General features: G+C 71.2%; 17 protein-coding genes. 11 read left to right on the top strand and 6 right to left on the bottom strand.

What is annotated here, in order from left to right:
- The 4 genes from U870_RS0117935 to U870_RS0117920 are packed head-to-tail and all read left to right on the top strand — an operon-like array spanning position 1 to position 3,483.
- Positions 1 to 1,197, top strand: coding sequence for a polyamine ABC transporter substrate-binding protein (locus U870_RS0117935; protein WP_025158751.1), 1,197 nt, complete (start codon positions 1 to 3; stop codon positions 1,195 to 1,197).
- Positions 1,197 to 2,180, top strand: a complete 984-nt coding sequence (locus U870_RS0117930) for an ABC transporter permease (RefSeq protein WP_025158750.1) — start codon at positions 1,197 to 1,199, stop codon at positions 2,178 to 2,180. Before U870_RS0117935 ends, U870_RS0117930 begins: the two co-directional genes overlap by 1 nt.
- On the top strand, positions 2,177 to 3,106 hold the full coding sequence (locus U870_RS0117925) for an ABC transporter permease (protein ID WP_025158749.1): 930 nt from the start codon (positions 2,177 to 2,179) through the stop codon (positions 3,104 to 3,106). The genes U870_RS0117930 and U870_RS0117925 overlap by 4 nt, the downstream gene beginning before the upstream one ends.
- Entirely contained in the window at positions 3,103 to 3,483 is a 381-nt protein-coding gene (locus tag U870_RS0117920) for a cupin domain-containing protein (protein WP_081815337.1), read from the top strand. Before U870_RS0117925 ends, U870_RS0117920 begins: the two co-directional genes overlap by 4 nt.
- 12 nt (positions 3,484 to 3,495) lie before the next feature.
- Here U870_RS0117920 and U870_RS0117915 read toward each other — a convergent pair whose 3' ends face one another.
- Both U870_RS0117915 and U870_RS0117910 read right to left on the bottom strand, forming a co-directional pair.
- Positions 3,496 to 4,062: a TetR/AcrR family transcriptional regulator gene (locus U870_RS0117915; protein WP_240183750.1), complete on the bottom strand. Its 567-nt coding sequence runs from the start codon at positions 4,060 to 4,062 to the stop codon at positions 3,496 to 3,498.
- 38 nt (positions 4,063 to 4,100) lie between these two features.
- Positions 4,101 to 5,636, bottom strand: coding sequence for an APC family permease (locus U870_RS0117910; RefSeq protein ID WP_081815339.1), 1,536 nt, complete (start codon positions 5,634 to 5,636; stop codon positions 4,101 to 4,103).
- A gap of 148 nt (positions 5,637 to 5,784) precedes the next feature.
- On the opposite strand from U870_RS0117910, the gene U870_RS0117905 reads away from it, so the two are divergent.
- Positions 5,785 to 6,912, top strand: coding sequence for a P1 family peptidase (locus tag U870_RS0117905; protein ID WP_081815338.1), 1,128 nt, complete (start codon positions 5,785 to 5,787; stop codon positions 6,910 to 6,912).
- Between the two features lie 12 nt (positions 6,913 to 6,924).
- On the opposite strand, the gene U870_RS0117900 is transcribed toward U870_RS0117905, so the two are convergent.
- Complete coding sequence (locus U870_RS0117900; protein WP_240183749.1) at positions 6,925 to 8,604, bottom strand: PucR family transcriptional regulator; 1,680 nt, start codon at positions 8,602 to 8,604, stop codon at positions 6,925 to 6,927.
- Between the two features lie 116 nt (positions 8,605 to 8,720).
- Here U870_RS0117900 and U870_RS0117895 point away from each other — a divergent pair, with 116 nt between their 5' ends.
- The 4 genes from U870_RS0117895 to U870_RS0117880 all read left to right on the top strand — a co-directional run bounded on the left by U870_RS0117895 (position 8,721) and on the right by U870_RS0117880 (position 13,881).
- A complete protein-coding gene (locus U870_RS0117895; protein ID WP_025158743.1) occupies positions 8,721 to 10,205 on the top strand; it encodes a CoA-acylating methylmalonate-semialdehyde dehydrogenase in 1,485 nt (494 codons plus the stop codon).
- Positions 10,206 to 10,234: 29 nt separating this feature from the next.
- Positions 10,235 to 11,647, top strand: coding sequence for an aspartate aminotransferase family protein (locus U870_RS0117890; RefSeq protein ID WP_025158742.1), 1,413 nt, complete (start codon positions 10,235 to 10,237; stop codon positions 11,645 to 11,647).
- A gap of 106 nt (positions 11,648 to 11,753) precedes the next feature.
- On the top strand, positions 11,754 to 12,890 hold the full coding sequence (locus U870_RS0117885) for an NYN domain-containing protein (RefSeq protein WP_025158741.1): 1,137 nt from the start codon (positions 11,754 to 11,756) through the stop codon (positions 12,888 to 12,890).
- Positions 12,891 to 12,945: 55 nt separating this feature from the next.
- On the top strand, positions 12,946 to 13,881 hold the full coding sequence (locus U870_RS0117880) for a quinone oxidoreductase family protein (RefSeq protein ID WP_029947807.1): 936 nt from the start codon (positions 12,946 to 12,948) through the stop codon (positions 13,879 to 13,881).
- 76 nt (positions 13,882 to 13,957) lie between these two features.
- Here the strand turns inward: U870_RS0117880 and U870_RS22755 are convergent, their stop codons facing one another.
- Positions 13,958 to 14,203, bottom strand: a complete 246-nt coding sequence (locus tag U870_RS22755; protein ID WP_162819184.1) for a hypothetical protein — start codon at positions 14,201 to 14,203, stop codon at positions 13,958 to 13,960.
- 114 nt (positions 14,204 to 14,317) lie between these two features.
- On the opposite strand from U870_RS22755, the gene U870_RS0117870 reads away from it, so the two are divergent.
- Entirely contained in the window at positions 14,318 to 15,109 is a 792-nt protein-coding gene (locus tag U870_RS0117870) for a nucleotidyltransferase domain-containing protein (RefSeq protein WP_025158738.1), read from the top strand.
- A gap of 104 nt (positions 15,110 to 15,213) precedes the next feature.
- On the opposite strand, the gene U870_RS0117865 is transcribed toward U870_RS0117870, so the two are convergent.
- Together U870_RS0117865 and U870_RS0117860 are read right to left on the bottom strand one after the other, a co-directional pair.
- On the bottom strand, positions 15,214 to 15,534 hold the full coding sequence (locus U870_RS0117865) for a hypothetical protein (RefSeq protein WP_025158737.1): 321 nt from the start codon (positions 15,532 to 15,534) through the stop codon (positions 15,214 to 15,216).
- Positions 15,535 to 15,537: 3 nt separating this feature from the next.
- Complete coding sequence (locus U870_RS0117860) at positions 15,538 to 15,903, bottom strand: hypothetical protein (protein WP_025158736.1); 366 nt, start codon at positions 15,901 to 15,903, stop codon at positions 15,538 to 15,540.
- A 76-nt stretch (positions 15,904 to 15,979) separates the two neighbouring features.
- On the opposite strand from U870_RS0117860, the gene U870_RS0117855 reads away from it, so the two are divergent.
- Entirely contained in the window at positions 15,980 to 16,225 is a 246-nt protein-coding gene (locus U870_RS0117855; RefSeq protein WP_025158735.1) for a hypothetical protein, read from the top strand.
- The last annotated feature ends 13 nt before the right edge of the window (positions 16,226 to 16,238 follow it).

Genomic DNA, 16,238 nt, shown 5'->3' with positions numbered 1-16,238 from the left:
ATGCGGCGCACCCGCCGCGACGGCCGCGCGAGCAGCGCCGCCGACGTCGTCGCGCTGATCCCCGAGGCCGGAGCCGCCCGCATCACGCGACGTGCGCTGCTCGGCGGCTTCGCCGTGACCGCGGCCGGGCTCGCGCTCACCGCCTGCACGCGGGAGACGGCCTTCGGCGCCTCCGTCGCGCCCGACGGGAAGCTCGAGAGCCAGCTCAACGTGTACAGCTGGGGCGACTACGACGATCCGTCGAACATCACGTCCTTCCAGAAGAAGCACGGCGTCACCGTCCAGCTCGACAGCTACGGCTCCAACGAGGAGATGATCGCCAAGCTCGGCGCCACCCGTGGCACGAGCGGCTACGACATCGTCGTGCCGACCGGCAGCTACATCCCGATGATGTCGGCGAACGGGCTCCTGCAGAAGCTCGACCACTCCCGGCTGCGCAACCTGGGCAACATCGACCCGCACTATCTCGACCAGTCGTGGGACCGCGGCAACGTCTATTCGGTCTGCAAGGACTGGGGCACCACCGGGTTCGCATACAACACCGATGTGATCCAGCGGCCGATGACCTCGTGGGCCGACTTCCTCGACGCCGCCCAGAAGGAGGCGAGCAAGAACGTCGCCGTGCTGGAGGATCCGTGGGAGGTCGCCAGCATGTACTTCGCGGCCAACGGCATCGACCCCAACACGACGAAGAAGGCCGACCTCGAGGCCGCCGAGGACTACCTCGTGAACACGCTCGCCCCGCACATCAAGGCGTTCAACTCCACGGCCGTCACCAGCGGCATCCCCGAGGGCACGTTCGCCCTCTGCCAGGCGTTCAACGGGGACGCCCGGCAGGGGATGCTCGCCACGGACACGATCCCCAAGAACTGGACGTTCGTCTACCCGACGCCGACCGCGAACCTGTGGATGGACACCTGGGCGATCGCGACGGGCGCGCAGCATCCCGATGCCGCCTGCGCGTTCATCGACGCGATCCTCGAACCGGACGCGTCGTACCGGGAGGTCGACTACATCGGGTACTCGACCGGGGTGAAGGGGCTCCGCGAGCGCGCGCAGAGCGAGGACTTCGCGCTGCCGGAGCTGGTGTTCCCGTCCGACGACGTGATCGCGCGCCTGACCCCGGCCGAGCTCAACGGCGCGGCCGAGCGGCTGGTGTCGATCGTGAACCGCATGATGGCGAAGGCAGGCTCCTGATGACCGCGACAGCGACCGCATCCCGTGCCGGGGACCGCACGGCGACCGGCTCCGGATCGACGCCCGGCCCGCAGCGCCGCCGGCTGCGCACCCGGCTCTCGGGCACCACGATCGCCGGGTTCCCGACCTGGGCGTTCGTGCTGTTCTTCTTCATCGTGCCGCTGGCCCTCGTGCTCTGGTACAGCTTCGGCTACAAGCCGGACCTCTTCTCCGCCCACGCCAACGACAAGCTCTCGTTCGACCGCTACGGCGAGGCGCTGGACGCGACGTTCCTCGGCACCTTCGTCAACACGCTGCGGATCGGGCTGGTCGGCACAGCGATCTGCCTCGTGATCGGGGTGCCCTTCGCGTATTGGCTGGCCGTGAAGCTGCGCCCGCAGTATCGGGCGCTCGCGCTCGCACTCGTCCTGGTGCCGTTCTGGACGAACTTCCTGGTACGGACCCTGGGCTGGCAGATCGTGCTGTCGCCGCAGGGATTCCTGTCCGACGCGCTGCAGGCCCTCGGGATCATCCACGGCGACCTGAACGTGCTCTACACCCAGGCCGCCGTGCAGCTCGGTGTCGTCTACAACTACCTGCCGCTGATGATCCTGCCGCTGTACGTGGCGATGGACCGCGCCGGCCAGCCGTTGCGCGAGGCGAGCGCCGACCTCGGCGCCAACCGTGTGCGCACGTTCCTCCAGGTCACGCTGCCCCTGGCGGCCCCCGGGATCGCGTCGGGCTGTCTGTTGGTGTTCATCCCGCTGATGGGCGACTACGTCACCGCCTCCGTGCTCGGCGGCGCACAGGGCAACATGGTCGGTCAGCTGGTCGCCAGTCAGTTCAACACGGCGCAGAACTGGGCACTGGGCTCGGCCATGGCGGTCCTGCTGATGCTGTTCATCGCGGCGGCCGTCGTCATCGTCGGTGGCGTCGCCCTCCTCATCCGGTACCTGGTGCGGCGATCGCGCCGGGTCGTGCTCACGAAGGGAGCGGGCGCATGACGACACCGACCGCGACGGAGGCCATGCTCGCCGTCCGCACCGAGGCCGGCACGAACCCGCGCCGCCCGGTGCGCCGCCGACGCCGGCCCGACGGCGTGCGCATCGGCCTCACCGTCTGGGGCATCCTCGTGTTCGCCTTCCTGTTCCTGCCGATCCTGGTGATGCTGGCGTACTCGTTCAACACCGGCCGACTGCTGGCCACGTGGCAGGGCTTCGGCTTCGACGCCTATGCGGCCGCCTGGGCGAGCCCCGTCATCCGCTCTTCCGTGATCACGTCGCTGGAGGCCGCGGTCGGGGCCGCGCTGCTGTCCACGATCCTCGGCACGCTCGGCGGACTGGCGCTCGCGCGGTCGAAGGCGAAGACCTCCTGGGTGCTGTGGGCCACGCTGCTGCTGTCGATCACACTGTTCACCCCGGAGATCGTCGACGCCGTCTCGATGCTGCCGTGGTTCGTGAGCCTCGGCACCGACTTCGGCATCGGCATCTTCAGCAACGGCATGGTGCGCCTCGTCGTCGCCCACGCCGTGCTCTCGGTGGCGGTGGTGACCTTCATCGTCCGCGCCCGGATGCAGGGCATGGACGAGGCACTGGAGGAGGCGGCCGCCGACCTCTACGCGCCGCCGCTGAAGCGATTCTGGCAGATCACCCTCCCGGTCGCGAGCCCCGCGATCTGGGCCGGGGCGCTCATGTCGTTCACGCTCAGCCTCGACAACACGATCGTGTCGAGCTTCGTACAGGTCCCGGGCTCGACCCCGTGGCCGGTGTACATCTTCAGCTCGCTGCGCGTCGGCCTCCGCCCCGAGATCGCCGCGGTCTCCGCGGTCATGTTCGTCCTCACCCTGGTGGCCCTCGCCGTCGTCGGGTTCGTGCTCCGCCGCAGCGGGGCGTCGACCGAGGAGATGGCGAAGACCTTGGCGAGCGCATGAGCGGCGAGGGCCCGGGCGGCGATCAGAACGACGGCGACCGGATCGCCGCGACGAGACGCGTGGTCGCGTCGGCCCTGCCGCTCGACCACGAGGAGGTGCCGGACGCACAGCGCGTGTCCGGTGCCCCGCGCACCGGCCTGGCCGAGCTGGGCTCCTTCGCCGGTGCGGAGGTCGGCGTCTGGGAGATGACGCCGGGGACGATGCGCGACGTGGAGTCCGACGAGCTCTTCGTGGTGATCGCGGGCCACGCGACCGTCCGGTTCGTCGCGACCGGCGAGGTGATGGAGATCGGGCCCGGCGACGTGGTGCGGCTGACCGCGGGCGACGAGACCGTCTGGACCGTGACCGAGACCCTCCGCAAGGTCTGGCTGGCCTGACCGGATCCGGGCTCAGCCGAGATCGGCGCCCAGCTCGCAGCCCAGGGCCAGTTCGGCGTAGGAGAGCACGTTGCGCCTGCTCTGCGCACGGTCGAGCTCGACGCCGATCAACGGGTACAGGTCGTAGGCGTCCTCGAGGGCGACGAGGTTGCGGGCGATCGTCGCGGCGTCCGCGGCAGGCCGGAAGGTCCCGAGTCCCGCGCCGATCTCGATCGTGGTGCGGTACAGCATCACCTGGCGTTCGACGATGGAGCGGTGCAGCGGCTTGTACTGCGGCTGCTCGCGCAGCAGCGGGATGCTCTCGTAGACGATGCGCAGATCGTCGCTGATCACGTCCGGCACGCCGGCCTCCACCAATGCGAGGATGCGCTCGCGCGGGTCGTCGTGCCGCTCGGCGATGGCGCGGCGGCGCTCATAGAACTCCTCCACCACACCCTCCACCGCCGCGAACATCAGCTCGTCGAAGGTCGTGAAGTAGTAGAGCACCGCTCCGGCGCTCACCTCGGCCTCGGCGGCGACGGCGCGCACGTTGGTCGCGGCGATGCCGCGTTCCCGCGCCACCTTCCGGGTCGCGGCCACGAGCTCCTCACGACGTCGCCTCTGGCGCGGGTTGGTCGTCACCGTTCTCCTGTCCTCAGCGGCGGAACCGCGTCCGTCCGGGTCTGCGGCGCCGCTGCCGTCTCGTCGCCGGTCGCGATGGTCGTCAGCGCAGCGTAGCGCGCCGGAGCACGTCGCCGCAGGACGAGCCCGGCCACGATGCCCGCGACGAACAGGATCGGCGTCGGCAGCAGCAGGATCCAGTTGACGGCCCCCTCCATACCGGTCACCACGTCGAAGTTGAACACGATCAGCAGCAGCCCGACGATGAGGCCGAGCGCCCCGAGGGCCGGGGCGATGAGCGCACGGAACACGCTGTGCCCGCGCCGGTCGCGGGCGAAGAACCCGACCACCGACACGGCCGCCACCGCCTGCGCGAAGACCAGGCCCGCGACGCCCGTGGCGTAAGTCCAGATCGCGAGCTGCAGGAACGGGTCGGCGCCGGTCGCGATGCAGACCACCACGGCGATCAGGCACACCGCGGAGAGCAGCAGGCTCGCGCGGTAGGGCGAACGGGTGACGGGATGGGTGCGGCCGAGCGCGCGCGGCAGCAGGCCCTCCCGGCCGAGCGAGAACAGGTAGCGGGAGCAGGCGTTGTGGAACGCGAGCAGGCAGGCGAAGAAGCTGGTCACGATGAGCACACGCATCGCGATCGTCGCCCATTCGCCGAGATAGCTGCCCGAGGCGGTGAACACCATGTCCTGGAAGTCGTCGCCGCGCGCCATCGCCAGCACGCCCTGCGCACCGAACGCGACGGTGAGGATCCAGAAGGTGAACGCGTAGAAGATCCCGAGGAAGGCGACCGCGATGTAGGTGGCCGCCGGCACCGTCCGGGTCGGGTCCTTGGCCTCCTCCGCATAGATGGCCGTCCCTTCGAAGCCGAGATAGGCGCCGAAGCCGACCACGAACAGGCTGCCCGCCCCGGCGGCGAAGAAGACGTTGGCCGGGTCGAAGGCGGCGAACGAGATCGGTTCCGGGCCGCCCTGCACCAGCACGGCGACGGCGAGGACGAGCAGGATGGCGACCTCGAGCGTCAGCAGCACGCCGAGCACCTTCGCCCCGACATCGATGTGACGGTAGCCGAGCAGGCCGACGATCACCAGGGCGGCGAGGGAGTACACGCCCCAGGGCAGGTCGATCCCGAACAGATCGGCGAAGGTCGACTGCGCGAAGAAGCCGATGAAGCCGTAGAAGCACACGCAGAGGAAGCCGTAGGCGAAGACCGTCACGAACGCCACGCCGATGCCGGCCGGCTTGCCGAGCCCCCGCGACGCGTAGATGTAGAACGCGCCGGTGTTGCGCACGTGCTTCGACATCGCGGTGAAGCCGAGCGAGAACAGGATCAGGATCAACCCGCAGGTCAGCATGGCACCCGGGGCGCCGATGCTTCCCATCCGGAGGGTGGTGGGGCCGGCACTCACCACCACGGTGAGCGGGGCGGCCGCCGAGATGACGAAGAAGACGATCCCCCACACGCCGAGGCGGCCGGGGGCGAGCGCGCCGCGGTTCGCCGCGGTGTCCGGCGCGGGCGGCCCGCTCTGCTGGTGCTGTGTCATGGTGCTCCTCTGGTCGATGCGTCGTTGCTCGAAGGGATGCTGCATTGAACACGGATTAAACGCAGACCGGACTCCTGATGTCAAGCAATTCAAGGACTCTGAGCACCTTTTTGAACACGCGTTCAGTCTCGTGTGTATGCTGTCCGCCATGACGCATCCCAGCGGAGGGCCTCGTGCCCGCGACCTCGGCATCCCCTTCGACGGCACCCCGGGTCCCGTCGGCGCGATCACGGACGTCGCCGGCGTCGAGGTCGGCTATGTCACGATCTCGGACGGCCCCGTGCAGACCGGCGTGACGGCGATCCTCCCCCGCGGCCGGGACGGCGTGGGCACCGCATGCGCGGCCGCGACCTTCTCGTTGAACGGCAACGGCGAGCTCACCGGGCGCAGCTGGATCGACGAGTCGGGATCCCTCGCCCTGCCTGTGCTGATCACGAACTCGCACGCGGTCGGCACCGTCCACCGCGGGACGATCGACTGGGTCGCCGACGCCCATCCGGCCGTCGCGGCCCAGTGGATGCTCCCCGTCGTCGGCGAGACCTGGGACGGGTACCTCAACGACATCAACGGAGCCCACGTGCTCCCCGGTCACGCGGCCGAGGCGATCCGGGATGCCCACGGGGGACCCATCGCTGAAGGGTCCGTGGGCGGCGGCACCGGGATGAACTGCTACGGGTTCAAAGGCGGCTCGGGCAGCGCCTCCCGCCTCATCGACCACGGTGGCACCCGGTACACCGTCGGCGCCTTCGTGCAGGCCAACTTCGGCAAGCGCTCGGAACTGCGGCTCGCCGGCGTGCCGCTGGGCCGGCGCTCATCCGTGCCGAATCCGATGGAGGAGACAGACTGGTTCTCGCGTGACGGCCTACCCCGGCCGTCGACGGCGGGCGCGGGCTCGGTCATCGCGGTCGTCGCGACCGACGCGCCGCTGCTGCCCGGCCAGCTGGCGGCGATCGCGCGCCGCGTCCCGCTGGGCCTGGCCCGGACCGGGACCACGGGAAGCCACTTCTCCGGCGACATCTTCCTCGCCTTCTCCACCGCCAACGCGGGTGCGTTCTCGTCACGCATGCCGGCCGGCCCGGCGACCGCCGCGGACTACGACTCCGTGATCGCGCTGCCGTGGGGCCACCTGGATCCGTTCTTCGAGGCGACGGTGCAGGCCGTCGAGGAGGCCGTCGCCAACGCGCTCGTCGCCGCCCGGGACGTGGTGGGCCGGGCGCGGCATGTCAGCCACGCGCTCCCCCACGCCGAGATCCGCGCCGCGTTCCCCGCGGAGTAGCTCCCCGCGCGTTCAGCCGCGCGCACTCCGGGCGAGCAGGGCCGCGTGCAGCGCACTGAGCGTCTCGCCGTCGTCGAGATCCATCCCCAACAGCTCCTCGATCAGCGCGATGCGCTGGTAGAACACCGACCGGGAGAGGTGGCTCGCGGCGGCGGCCCTGGTGCGGTTGCCGGGATGCGCGGCGTAGGCGCGCAGCACCTCCAGCAGGTCGCCCGCAGTGGCGAGGTCGTAGTCGATGAGCGGCCGCAGCATCAGCTCGCTGTGCTCCTGCATCCGCGGGTCGGCGCCCAGGGTCGTGACGAGGCGCAGCAGCGGTCGGTGCTCGGCACGGAGGACGGTGACCCCCTGCGGACGCCGGGGATCGGCGCGCGCCACGAGCTGGCCCGCCTCCGCGATCGACGCGAGCAGGCCAGGGATCCCCGGAGCCTCCGACCCCAGCGCGACCGTGACCGCGCCGGCCGCCGATACGGCCGGGGACGAGGCGGCAGGAGGCGTCGTCGCGGCGACCGCTCGCGCGACCGCACCACCGATGGCGGCGAGCATCGCATCGGTCGCCGCCCGCGACGGCCGCGACGAGAGGGCGAGCACCAGAGTCCCGGACGCACGGTCCGGAAGCTGCGCCACGAGTGCGTCCACACCCTGGTCCCGCGCTTCGGCGTGCGCGGCGGCGACGAGGGCCGGGACGTCGATCGCCGTCGCGCCGACGGCGGGCAGCCCGATCACGACCCCGCTCAGCACGCGACCTGCGACCGGAAGCCCCGACGCCTCGAACCGGGCGACGAGACCGCTCTCGGAGGCGAACCGCCGCCCCAGCAGGGCGCCGAGCAGCCGATCGTGGCTCTGGCGGGTCCATTCGTCGGCGTCCCGGTCGGCGAGCCGGCTGAGGGCGAGCGCGACCGCGGCCTGCTCCAGTACGTTCGACCGGCCGGCGGGATGCGGGCGCCCGGTCAGGGCGATGAGGTGCCCCCACCGCATCCCCCGCGCCTCGATCGGCGTGATCAACCAGCCCTCGACCCCGGCGCCGCGGTGCTCCTGCCGGGAGCGCTGCTCCCAGTCGCGCAGCGCCTCCTCCTCCGCATCGGTGCCGGAGGCCGCAATGCCGGAGGCCGCGATCACCCGGTGGTTCAGATCCTCGAGCACGACGGGGGCGTCGAGGGCGCGCGCCGCCTGCTCCACGATGAAGTCGGCCGGGCTGCCGCGCAGACTCAGTTCGGTGAAGAGGGCGTGGATCTCGTCGCGGGCCCGCAGGGCGCCCATCTGGTCCGCGATGATGCGCGAGTGCACCGCCTCGGTGATCGCGATGAAGCGCACCTCGCGGTGCAGCACGACGAACGGGATCCCCGCAGCACGGAAGCCCTCGACGAGCGTCGCCGGCGCGACGGGCATGCGCTCGCCCAGCTCGAGGACGAGACCGGCGATCCCGGCTCCGGCCAGCTGCGACGCGAGACCCTGGAGTCCCGCCTCGTCCGACGGCCAACCGGCGCCTGTCGACAGGAGGAGCTCGCCACCGCTGACCAGGCGCGCGCTGGAGGCCGTCTCCGAGACGTGCACCCAGCGGACCGGGCGGTCGAGGGCGTCCGCACCGGCCAGGACCTCCGGCAGCGCCACGGCCACCTCGTCGAAGCGCAGCACGTCGCGGACGGAGGGCAGCACGACCGGCGACGGCGCCTCCGGACGATCTGTATCGTCCACGGACAAGCTCCGACGATCTGGCATCACTCGCGCGCCCCGCTCTCTGCAACCATTGGGGCACAAGCCTACTGTCTGATCCGGGCAGTTCGTCCGGAACCATCCAAGGAGAAATACCCGTGGCCCTGATCCGTCATCTCATCGCCGGCGCCGAGACCGGGGAGCCGGTGCGCACCGGACCGGTGTTCGACCCCGCCACGGGCGAGCGGCAGCACGAGGTCGTGCTCGGCAGCCGCGCCGACGTCGAGTCCGCCATCGCCGCGGCGCGCGCCGCCCTGCCGGGGTGGCGCGCCACCAGCCTGACCAAGCGCGCGGACGTGCTGTTCCGGCTGCGCCACCTGCTGACCGAGCGCCGCGACGACCTCGCCGCCATCGTGACCAGCGAGCACGGCAAGGTGCTCTCCGACGCCGCGGGCGAGATCGGCCGCGGACTCGAGAACGTCGAGTTCGCCTCCGGCCTGATCGACAAGCTCAAGGGCGAGTTCAGCGAGCAGGTCTCCACCGGCATCGACGTGCACAGCGTCAAGCAGCCGGTCGGCGTGGTCGCCTGCATCACGCCCTTCAACTTCCCTGTCATGGTGCCGCTCTGGATGGTCGCCAGCGCGATCGCCTGCGGCAACACGGTGGTCCTGAAGCCGAGCGAGAAGGACCCGTCCGCATCCCTCTTCCTCGCCCGCCTCTTCCTCGAGGCCGGGCTGCCGGCCGGCGTGCTGAACGTCGTGCACGGTGACAAGGAGGCCGTCGACACGCTGCTCGACAGCCCGGACGTCTCCGCGGTCAGCTTCGTCGGCTCCACCCCGATCGCCCGGTCGATCTATCAGCGCGCCAGCGCCAACGGCAAGCGCGTGCAGGCCCTCGGCGGGGCGAAGAACCACATGGTGGTCCTGGAGGACGCCGACATCGAGTCGGCCGCCGACGCCGCGGTCTCCGCCGCCTACGGCTCCGCCGGCGAACGCTGCATGGCCGTGAGCGTGCTCGTCGCCGTCGGCGATGTGGGCGACCGGCTCGTCCCCGCCATCGAGCGCCGCCTCGGCGCCCTCGCCATCGGCGCGGGGACCGACCCGGCCAGCGAGATGGGTCCGCTGATCACCGGCGAGCACCGCGACAAGGTCGCCTCCTACGTCACCGGCGCGGCAGCCGAGGGCGCGACGGTCGTCGTCGACGGCACGCAGAAGCAGTTCGACGGTGACGGCTTCTTCATCGGCGTCAGCCTGGTCGACGACGTGAAGCCCGGCATGCGCGTCTACGAGGACGAGATCTTCGGTCCGGTGCTCTCCGTGGTCCGCGTCGACACCTTCGACGAGGCCATCGACCTCGTCAACGCCAACCAGTACGGCAACGGCACGGCGATCTTCACCCGCGACGGCGGTGCCGCGCGCCGGTACGAGTTCGAGATCGAGGTCGGGATGGTCGGGGTCAACGTGCCGATCCCCGTGCCGGTGGGCGCCTACTCGTTCGGCGGCTGGAAGGGCTCGCTGTTCGGCGACTCCCACATCTACGGCCCGGAGTCGTTCCACTTCTACACGCGCAGCAAGGTCGTCACCACGCGCTGGCCCGACCCGGTGCAGTCCAGCATCCAGCTGTCGTTCCCCGGCAACTCCTGACCGCCCCGCGAGATCGAAGGACCCGACTCATGACCGACACCCTCCCCACTTCCGCCCGCACCGGATTCGAGGACCGCCGCGGAGAGCAGCACGCGTTCGGCGACACGGACGCCGAGACCCAGGTGCGCAGCGACGACCGCAGCCACGTGTTCCACTCGTGGAGCGCGCAGGCGCAGATCGACCCGCTGCCCATCGCCGCCGGCTCCGGCTCGACCTTCTGGGACTACCAGGGCAACGCATTCCTGGACTTCAGCTCGCAGCTGGTCAACCTGAACCTGGGGCACCAGCATCCCGATCTCGTCGCCGCCATCCAGCAGCAGGCCGGCCGGCTCGCGACCATCCAGCCGTCGATGGCGAACGATGTGCGCGGCGAGCTCGCCCGCCGCATCGCCCGCGTCGCCCCGGGCACGCTGGACAAGGTCTTCTTCACCAACGGCGGCGCCGACGCGAACGAGTACGCGGTCCGGATGGCCCGCCGGGTGACCGGGCGCCGCAAGGTGCTCTCGATGTACCGCTCGTACCACGGCGGCACCTCCACGGCGATCTCGCTCACCGGCGACCCCCGGCGGTGGCCGAACGAGCCGAGCGACCCCTCCGTCGCGCACTTCTTCGGGCCGTACCCGTACCGTTCGGCGTTCCACTCCACGACGCCGGAGGAGGAGACGCGGCGCGCGCTCGAGCACCTCGAGAGCGTCATCGTCCTGGAGGGCGCGGCCACCGTCGCGGCCATCATCGTCGAGACGGTGGTCGGCACCAACGGCGTCCTCGTCCCCCCGCCGGGGTACCTGCCCGGCGTGCGCGCGCTCTGCGACAAGTACGGGATCGTCTACATCGCCGACGAGGTCATGGTCGGCTTCGGCCGCATCGGCGAGTGGTTCGCGGTGGACGCGTTCGACGTCATTCCCGACCTGATCACCTTCGCGAAGGGCGTGAACTCGGGCTACGTGCCGCTGGGCGGCGTCGTGATCTCGGAGCCGATCGCGTCCTCCTTCGACGACGTCGCCTTCGCCGGCGGCCTCACCTACTCCGGGCACCCGCTGGCGTGCGCCGCCGGCGTCGCGACCTTCGAGGTGTTCGAGCGGGACGGCATCCTGGAGCGCGTGCGCGACCTCGGCGAGCGCGTCGTCGAGCCGGAGATCACCTCGTGGCTCGACCGGCATCCCTCGCTCGGCGAGGTGCGCGGGCGCGGGCTGTTCTGGGCGCTGGAGCTGGTGCGCGACCGTGAGACGCGGGAGCCGCTGGTGCCGTTCAACGCCGCCGGGGCCGACGCCGCGCCGATGGGCGCCGTCGCCGCCGCGTGCAAGGCCGCGGGCGTGTGGCCGTTCACGCACTTCAACCGCGTGCACATCGCTCCGCCGCTGGTGATCGAGGAGGACGAGCTGCGCCGCGGCCTCGCCGCGATCGACGCCGCCCTCGACGTCGCGGACCGCTACACGGTCTAGTTCGCAACGATTCGTGCCGAATGTGGAGATAGCAGCTCCCATTCCCTACATTCGGCACGAATGACGGACCGCCCTTCGACTGAGGTGGGCGGGATATCGTTGGGCCATGAGTGAACCTGGGCACGGCCGCGTCGCGGTCTACATCGACTTCGACAACATCGTCATCTCCCGCTACGACCAGGTGCACGGGCGCGGGCAGTTCATGCGCGACCGGCAGAAGTCGTCGGGCGACAAGCCCAAGCCCGCCTTCGCCGCCAAGCTCGAGGAGGCCCGGGTCGATCTGGGCGCCATCATCGACTTCGCATCGTCCTTCGGCACCCTGGTGCTGACCCGGGCGTACGCCGACTGGTCCGCGACCGTGAACGCGGACTACCGCGGCCAGCTGGTGGGCCGCGCGGTCGATCTCGTCCAGCTCTTCCCCGCCGCCGCGTACGCGAAGAACGGAGCCGACATCCGGCTCGCCGTCGACGCCGTCGAGGATCTGTTCCGACTGCCCGAGCTGACCCATGTGGTCGTCGTGGCCGGGGATTCCGACTACGTGCCGCTCGCCCAGCGGATCAAGCGCCTCGGCCGATACGTGATCGGGATCGGGGTGGCCGGCTCCACCGCCAAGTCGCTCGCCGCGGCCTGCGACGAGTTCGACAGCTACGACGACATCCCCGGCATCGCGCATGACGAGGTCTCCGACGACGCGGCGGACGACGACGAGGCCGAGGTGCAGGAGGAGGTCGTGGACGCGCCCGACGTGGCGGCCTCCGACGTCGACGACTCCGCGCCCGCCGTGGCGGCTCCCGCCGATGCCGATGCCACCGATGCCGACGCCGCCGATGCCGCGGCCGCCGATGCCGCCCCCGCCCGCGGTTCGCGGTCGCGCCGCAAGCGCGCACCCGCCGAGCAGCCGGCAGCGACCGTCGCGACCGTCGCCCCGACAGAGAGCGAGCAGGCCGACGCCGAGCTGCAGGCCGAGGCGACCCGCCTGCTCACCCGCGCACTCCAGCTCGGTCACGAGAAGGACGACACCGAGTGGCTGCACAGCTCGACGGTCAAGGGCCAGATGAAGCGGATGGATCCGTCCTTCAGCGAGAAGGCGCTCGGCTTCCGCTCGTTCAGCGACTTCGTGAAGTCGCGCAGCACCCTCGTGGAGCTGGACGACAGCTCCACGGCGCAGATGGTGCGGCTGGTCCCCACCCGGTCCCGGCGGGCGCGGCACAGCGGTCGCGCGTCCGACACCGTCTCCGCCTGAGCGGACGCGCCCGGACGCTGAGCCGGCACACAGCATCCGGGCGTTGACTGACCCCATGGCACGACAGTGGATCGCGACGCGGTGGGGTGGGCCGGAGGACTGGGAGCTGGTGGACCGGGAGGTCGCCGCGCCGGGGGCGGGAGAAGTCACGATCCGGGTGCACGCCGCGGGGGTCAACCCCGCCGACTACAAGCACGTCTCCGCTCAGCGCCCGGGCATGGACCTCCCCGTCCCGATCGGCTACGAGGTCGCGGGGGTGCTGAGCGCGGTCGGCCCGGACACCCGGATCGGCTCGGGTGCGGCGGAAGTCGGCGATGCCGTCGTGGCGTTCCGGATCCAGGGGGGCTACGCCGACGAGGTGACCGTGCCCGCGATGGACGTGTTCGCCAAGCCGGAGCGCCTCGCGGACGAGGAGGCGGCGAACCTGCTGCTCGTCGGCACGACCGCGTCGCAGATGCTGCACACCGTGCACGTGCGCGCCGGCGAGACGATCCTCGTCCACGGCGCCTCCGGCTCCGTCGGGGTCAGCATCCTGCAGCAGGCCGGGGAGCTGGGCGTGCACGTGGTCGGCACCGCGAGCGAGGCGAGTTTCGCCCGGGTGCGCCGCTTCGGCGGCACCCCGGTGCTCTACGGCGACGGCCTGGCGGAGCGGGCGCGCGCGGCCGCGCACGGCCCGATCGTCGCCGCGCTCGACACCGTCGGGACGGACGAGGCGGTCGACGTCTCGCTGGAACTGGTGCGGGACCGTTCACGCATCGTCACGATCGTCGCCGCCCAGCGTGCCGAGCAGGAGGGCTTCGCTGCCGTCTTCGGCGCGCAGCCGGAGAGCCAGGCCTACCGCGACTCCGTGCGCGCCTCCCTGCTGGAGCTCGCCGGCAGCGGCCGCCTGCAGGTCCCGATCGCGCGGACCTATCCGCTGGCGGAGGCCCCCGAGGCGCTGCGCTTCCTCGCCGAGGGGCATCCGGGCGGGAAGATCACCCTGCTCCCCTGAGGCCGCCGCCGGCGCGATCGGGCGCACCCCGTCCAGCGCTCGCTGCCCGTGGCGGTGAGCGCTCGGCTCCGGACGGTCATTCGACCTGTAGCTGCGTGCGGGCCGGGTACGGGCACAGCAGGTACGCGTGACCGTGGTCGCGCTGCATCCCGTGCTCGTCGATCCGGCTGCCGCAGAGCGGGCACGTCGCCGTCTCGGTCTTCGGCGCCTCCGGCCCATAGGGGCCGAGCGGAGGCGGCCCGAGGACCGGGAGCAGCTTCGCATCGAGCCACTCCGCCGCCCGTTCGGCGCGGGGGACGCGCCGTTCGTGCACTTTCTCCATACTCCGGATGGTAGGCCGATGACTCCCGGCCGGCACCGATTCCGATCCGACTGCCAGACCGCCTTCAGACGCGCACCGGGGCGGCGGTCGCGGCGTGCCGATAGCATCAGGGCCATGCGTGCCGTCCCGGACTCCCTCGACCCGTCGGTCGTCTCGACCATCGACGCGCGCCTGGCCGTCATCGAGCGCGAGCAGGGGGTGGCCATCCCGTGGGCGATCGAGAGCGGCAGCCGCGCGTGGGGATTCCCCTCGCCCGACAGCGACTACGACGGCCGCTTCCTGTACGTGCGGCCACGCGCCGACTACCTTCGGCTCACTCCGCTGCGCGACGTCATCGAGACGCCGCTCGACGCGGTCTTCGACGTCAACGGCTGGGATGTCCGCAAGGCCGTCGGCCTGCTCGTGGGCGGCAACGCCACCGTCGTCGAGTGGCTGCGATCGCCGATCGTGTACACCGGTGATCGGGCGTTCCGCGACGGGATGCTCGCGCTGGCCGACGAGATCCTCGACCGCGACCGGGTGATCGACCATTACCTCCACGTGGGCGTGCGTCACCGCGACGGGCAGGACGGCCGGCTGAAACGGTTCTTCTATGCGCTCCGGCCCGCCGCCGTCCTCGGCTGGCTGCACGCGCATCCCGATGCCGCCGTCGCCCCGATGGACCTGCCGACGCTCCTCGCCGAATCCGCCCCTCCCGCCGGGGTCGTGGCGGCTGCGGAGGAGCTCATCGCCCGCAAGGCGGTGACCCGGGAGCTGGGAGCGGGTGAGCCGCCCGAGATCCTCCGGCACTACGTCGACGACGAGCTGCGGCGGGCCGCGGAGCGCCCGGAGCGCCCCCGATCGGATCGCGCGGCGGCGTGGGAGGCCGCGAACGGCTTCTTCCTCCGGCTGGTCGACGGGCACTGACGGCCGGACACTCGGCGCCGGCCGGACACTCGGCGCCGGCCGGACACTCGGCGCCGTCCGGGAGGCAGCTCGGCGGTGGCGGCGACGCTGCTCGGCGGATTCGCCTAGTCGGCGACGTGCCCGGCTTCGGCTTCGTCCTCGCGCATGATCTCCATGCCTCCCGTGCGCTGACTCGAATGCAGCAGTGCCTCCATCCAGCGCTCGTTGAGCGCGGGCGGCCGGCTTCCGGCGAAGACGAAGGCCATCGGGATCTCGCGGCTGATCCACAGGCTCATCCGGCCGCCGCCCTGCTCGGGCGGGATCTGCCAGTTGAGCAGGAAGCTCTCGTGGCGGCGCAGCTTGGTCACCAGGGCGATCTTGACGTGGGAGAGGGTGCGGTCGTCGAACTCGTACTCCTGGCCGTTGCCGTAGAGCAGCTTGCCCATCGTTCAGCCCTCTTTCCGCTGTGTCCGCGCGGCCCGGTAGGTGCCCTCCGGCACCTCTTCTCGGATCTCGGCGCGCAGAGCGTCCTCGAGCACGAGCCCTCCGTTGCCGTTGGCGCGCTCGGTGAGCAGCCCGAGCCATTCCCGGTTCAGTTCCGGGAGGGTCGCGCGTGAGAAGACGAACTGCAGACTGATGGAGGGGTCGAGCCAGATCGAGCGGAGCGTTCCCTCGGCGCTCGACGTGTTGTCCGTCCAGATCAGCAGGAAGCCCTCGCGTCGGCGGAGCTTGGTCGCGATGACGGCCTGCAGGTGTGCCAGCACGCGGTCGTCGAACGCGAAGCCGTCCGCGCCGTCGTAGATCAAAGTGCCCATCGTTCCTCCGGGTCCACTTTCGCGGCGGGCGGGCGCGTCGTCAAGTGATCCGACCGCCGCGGCGTAAAGTCCGGCCATGGACGCTCTCACGCGAACCATCAAAGCGGCCCTCCTCTACGAGGACGGCCGGACTCTGGACAGCGTCGTGGTCGTGCCTCTGATCGGCGGCTGTCCGCCGGGCGAGATCCGCGTCGCCACCCTGTTCGCCGGTGCACTCGCCTACGACGTGTACGAACTGGCGGACGAGGAGGAGTACTCGGCCATGCCGGCGTACCCCTACCGTTCCACCGTTCCCGTGACGATCGACGATCTGCGCGACTGAAGCCTGATTAGGC

The sequence above is a fragment of the Leifsonia aquatica H1aii genome (assembly GCF_000633535.1).
Lineage (GTDB): Bacteria > Actinomycetota > Actinomycetes > Actinomycetales > Microbacteriaceae > Leifsonia > Leifsonia aquatica_A.
Note: the sequence above shows the minus strand (reverse complement) of the source record. Positions and strands in the feature narration are given on the sequence as shown.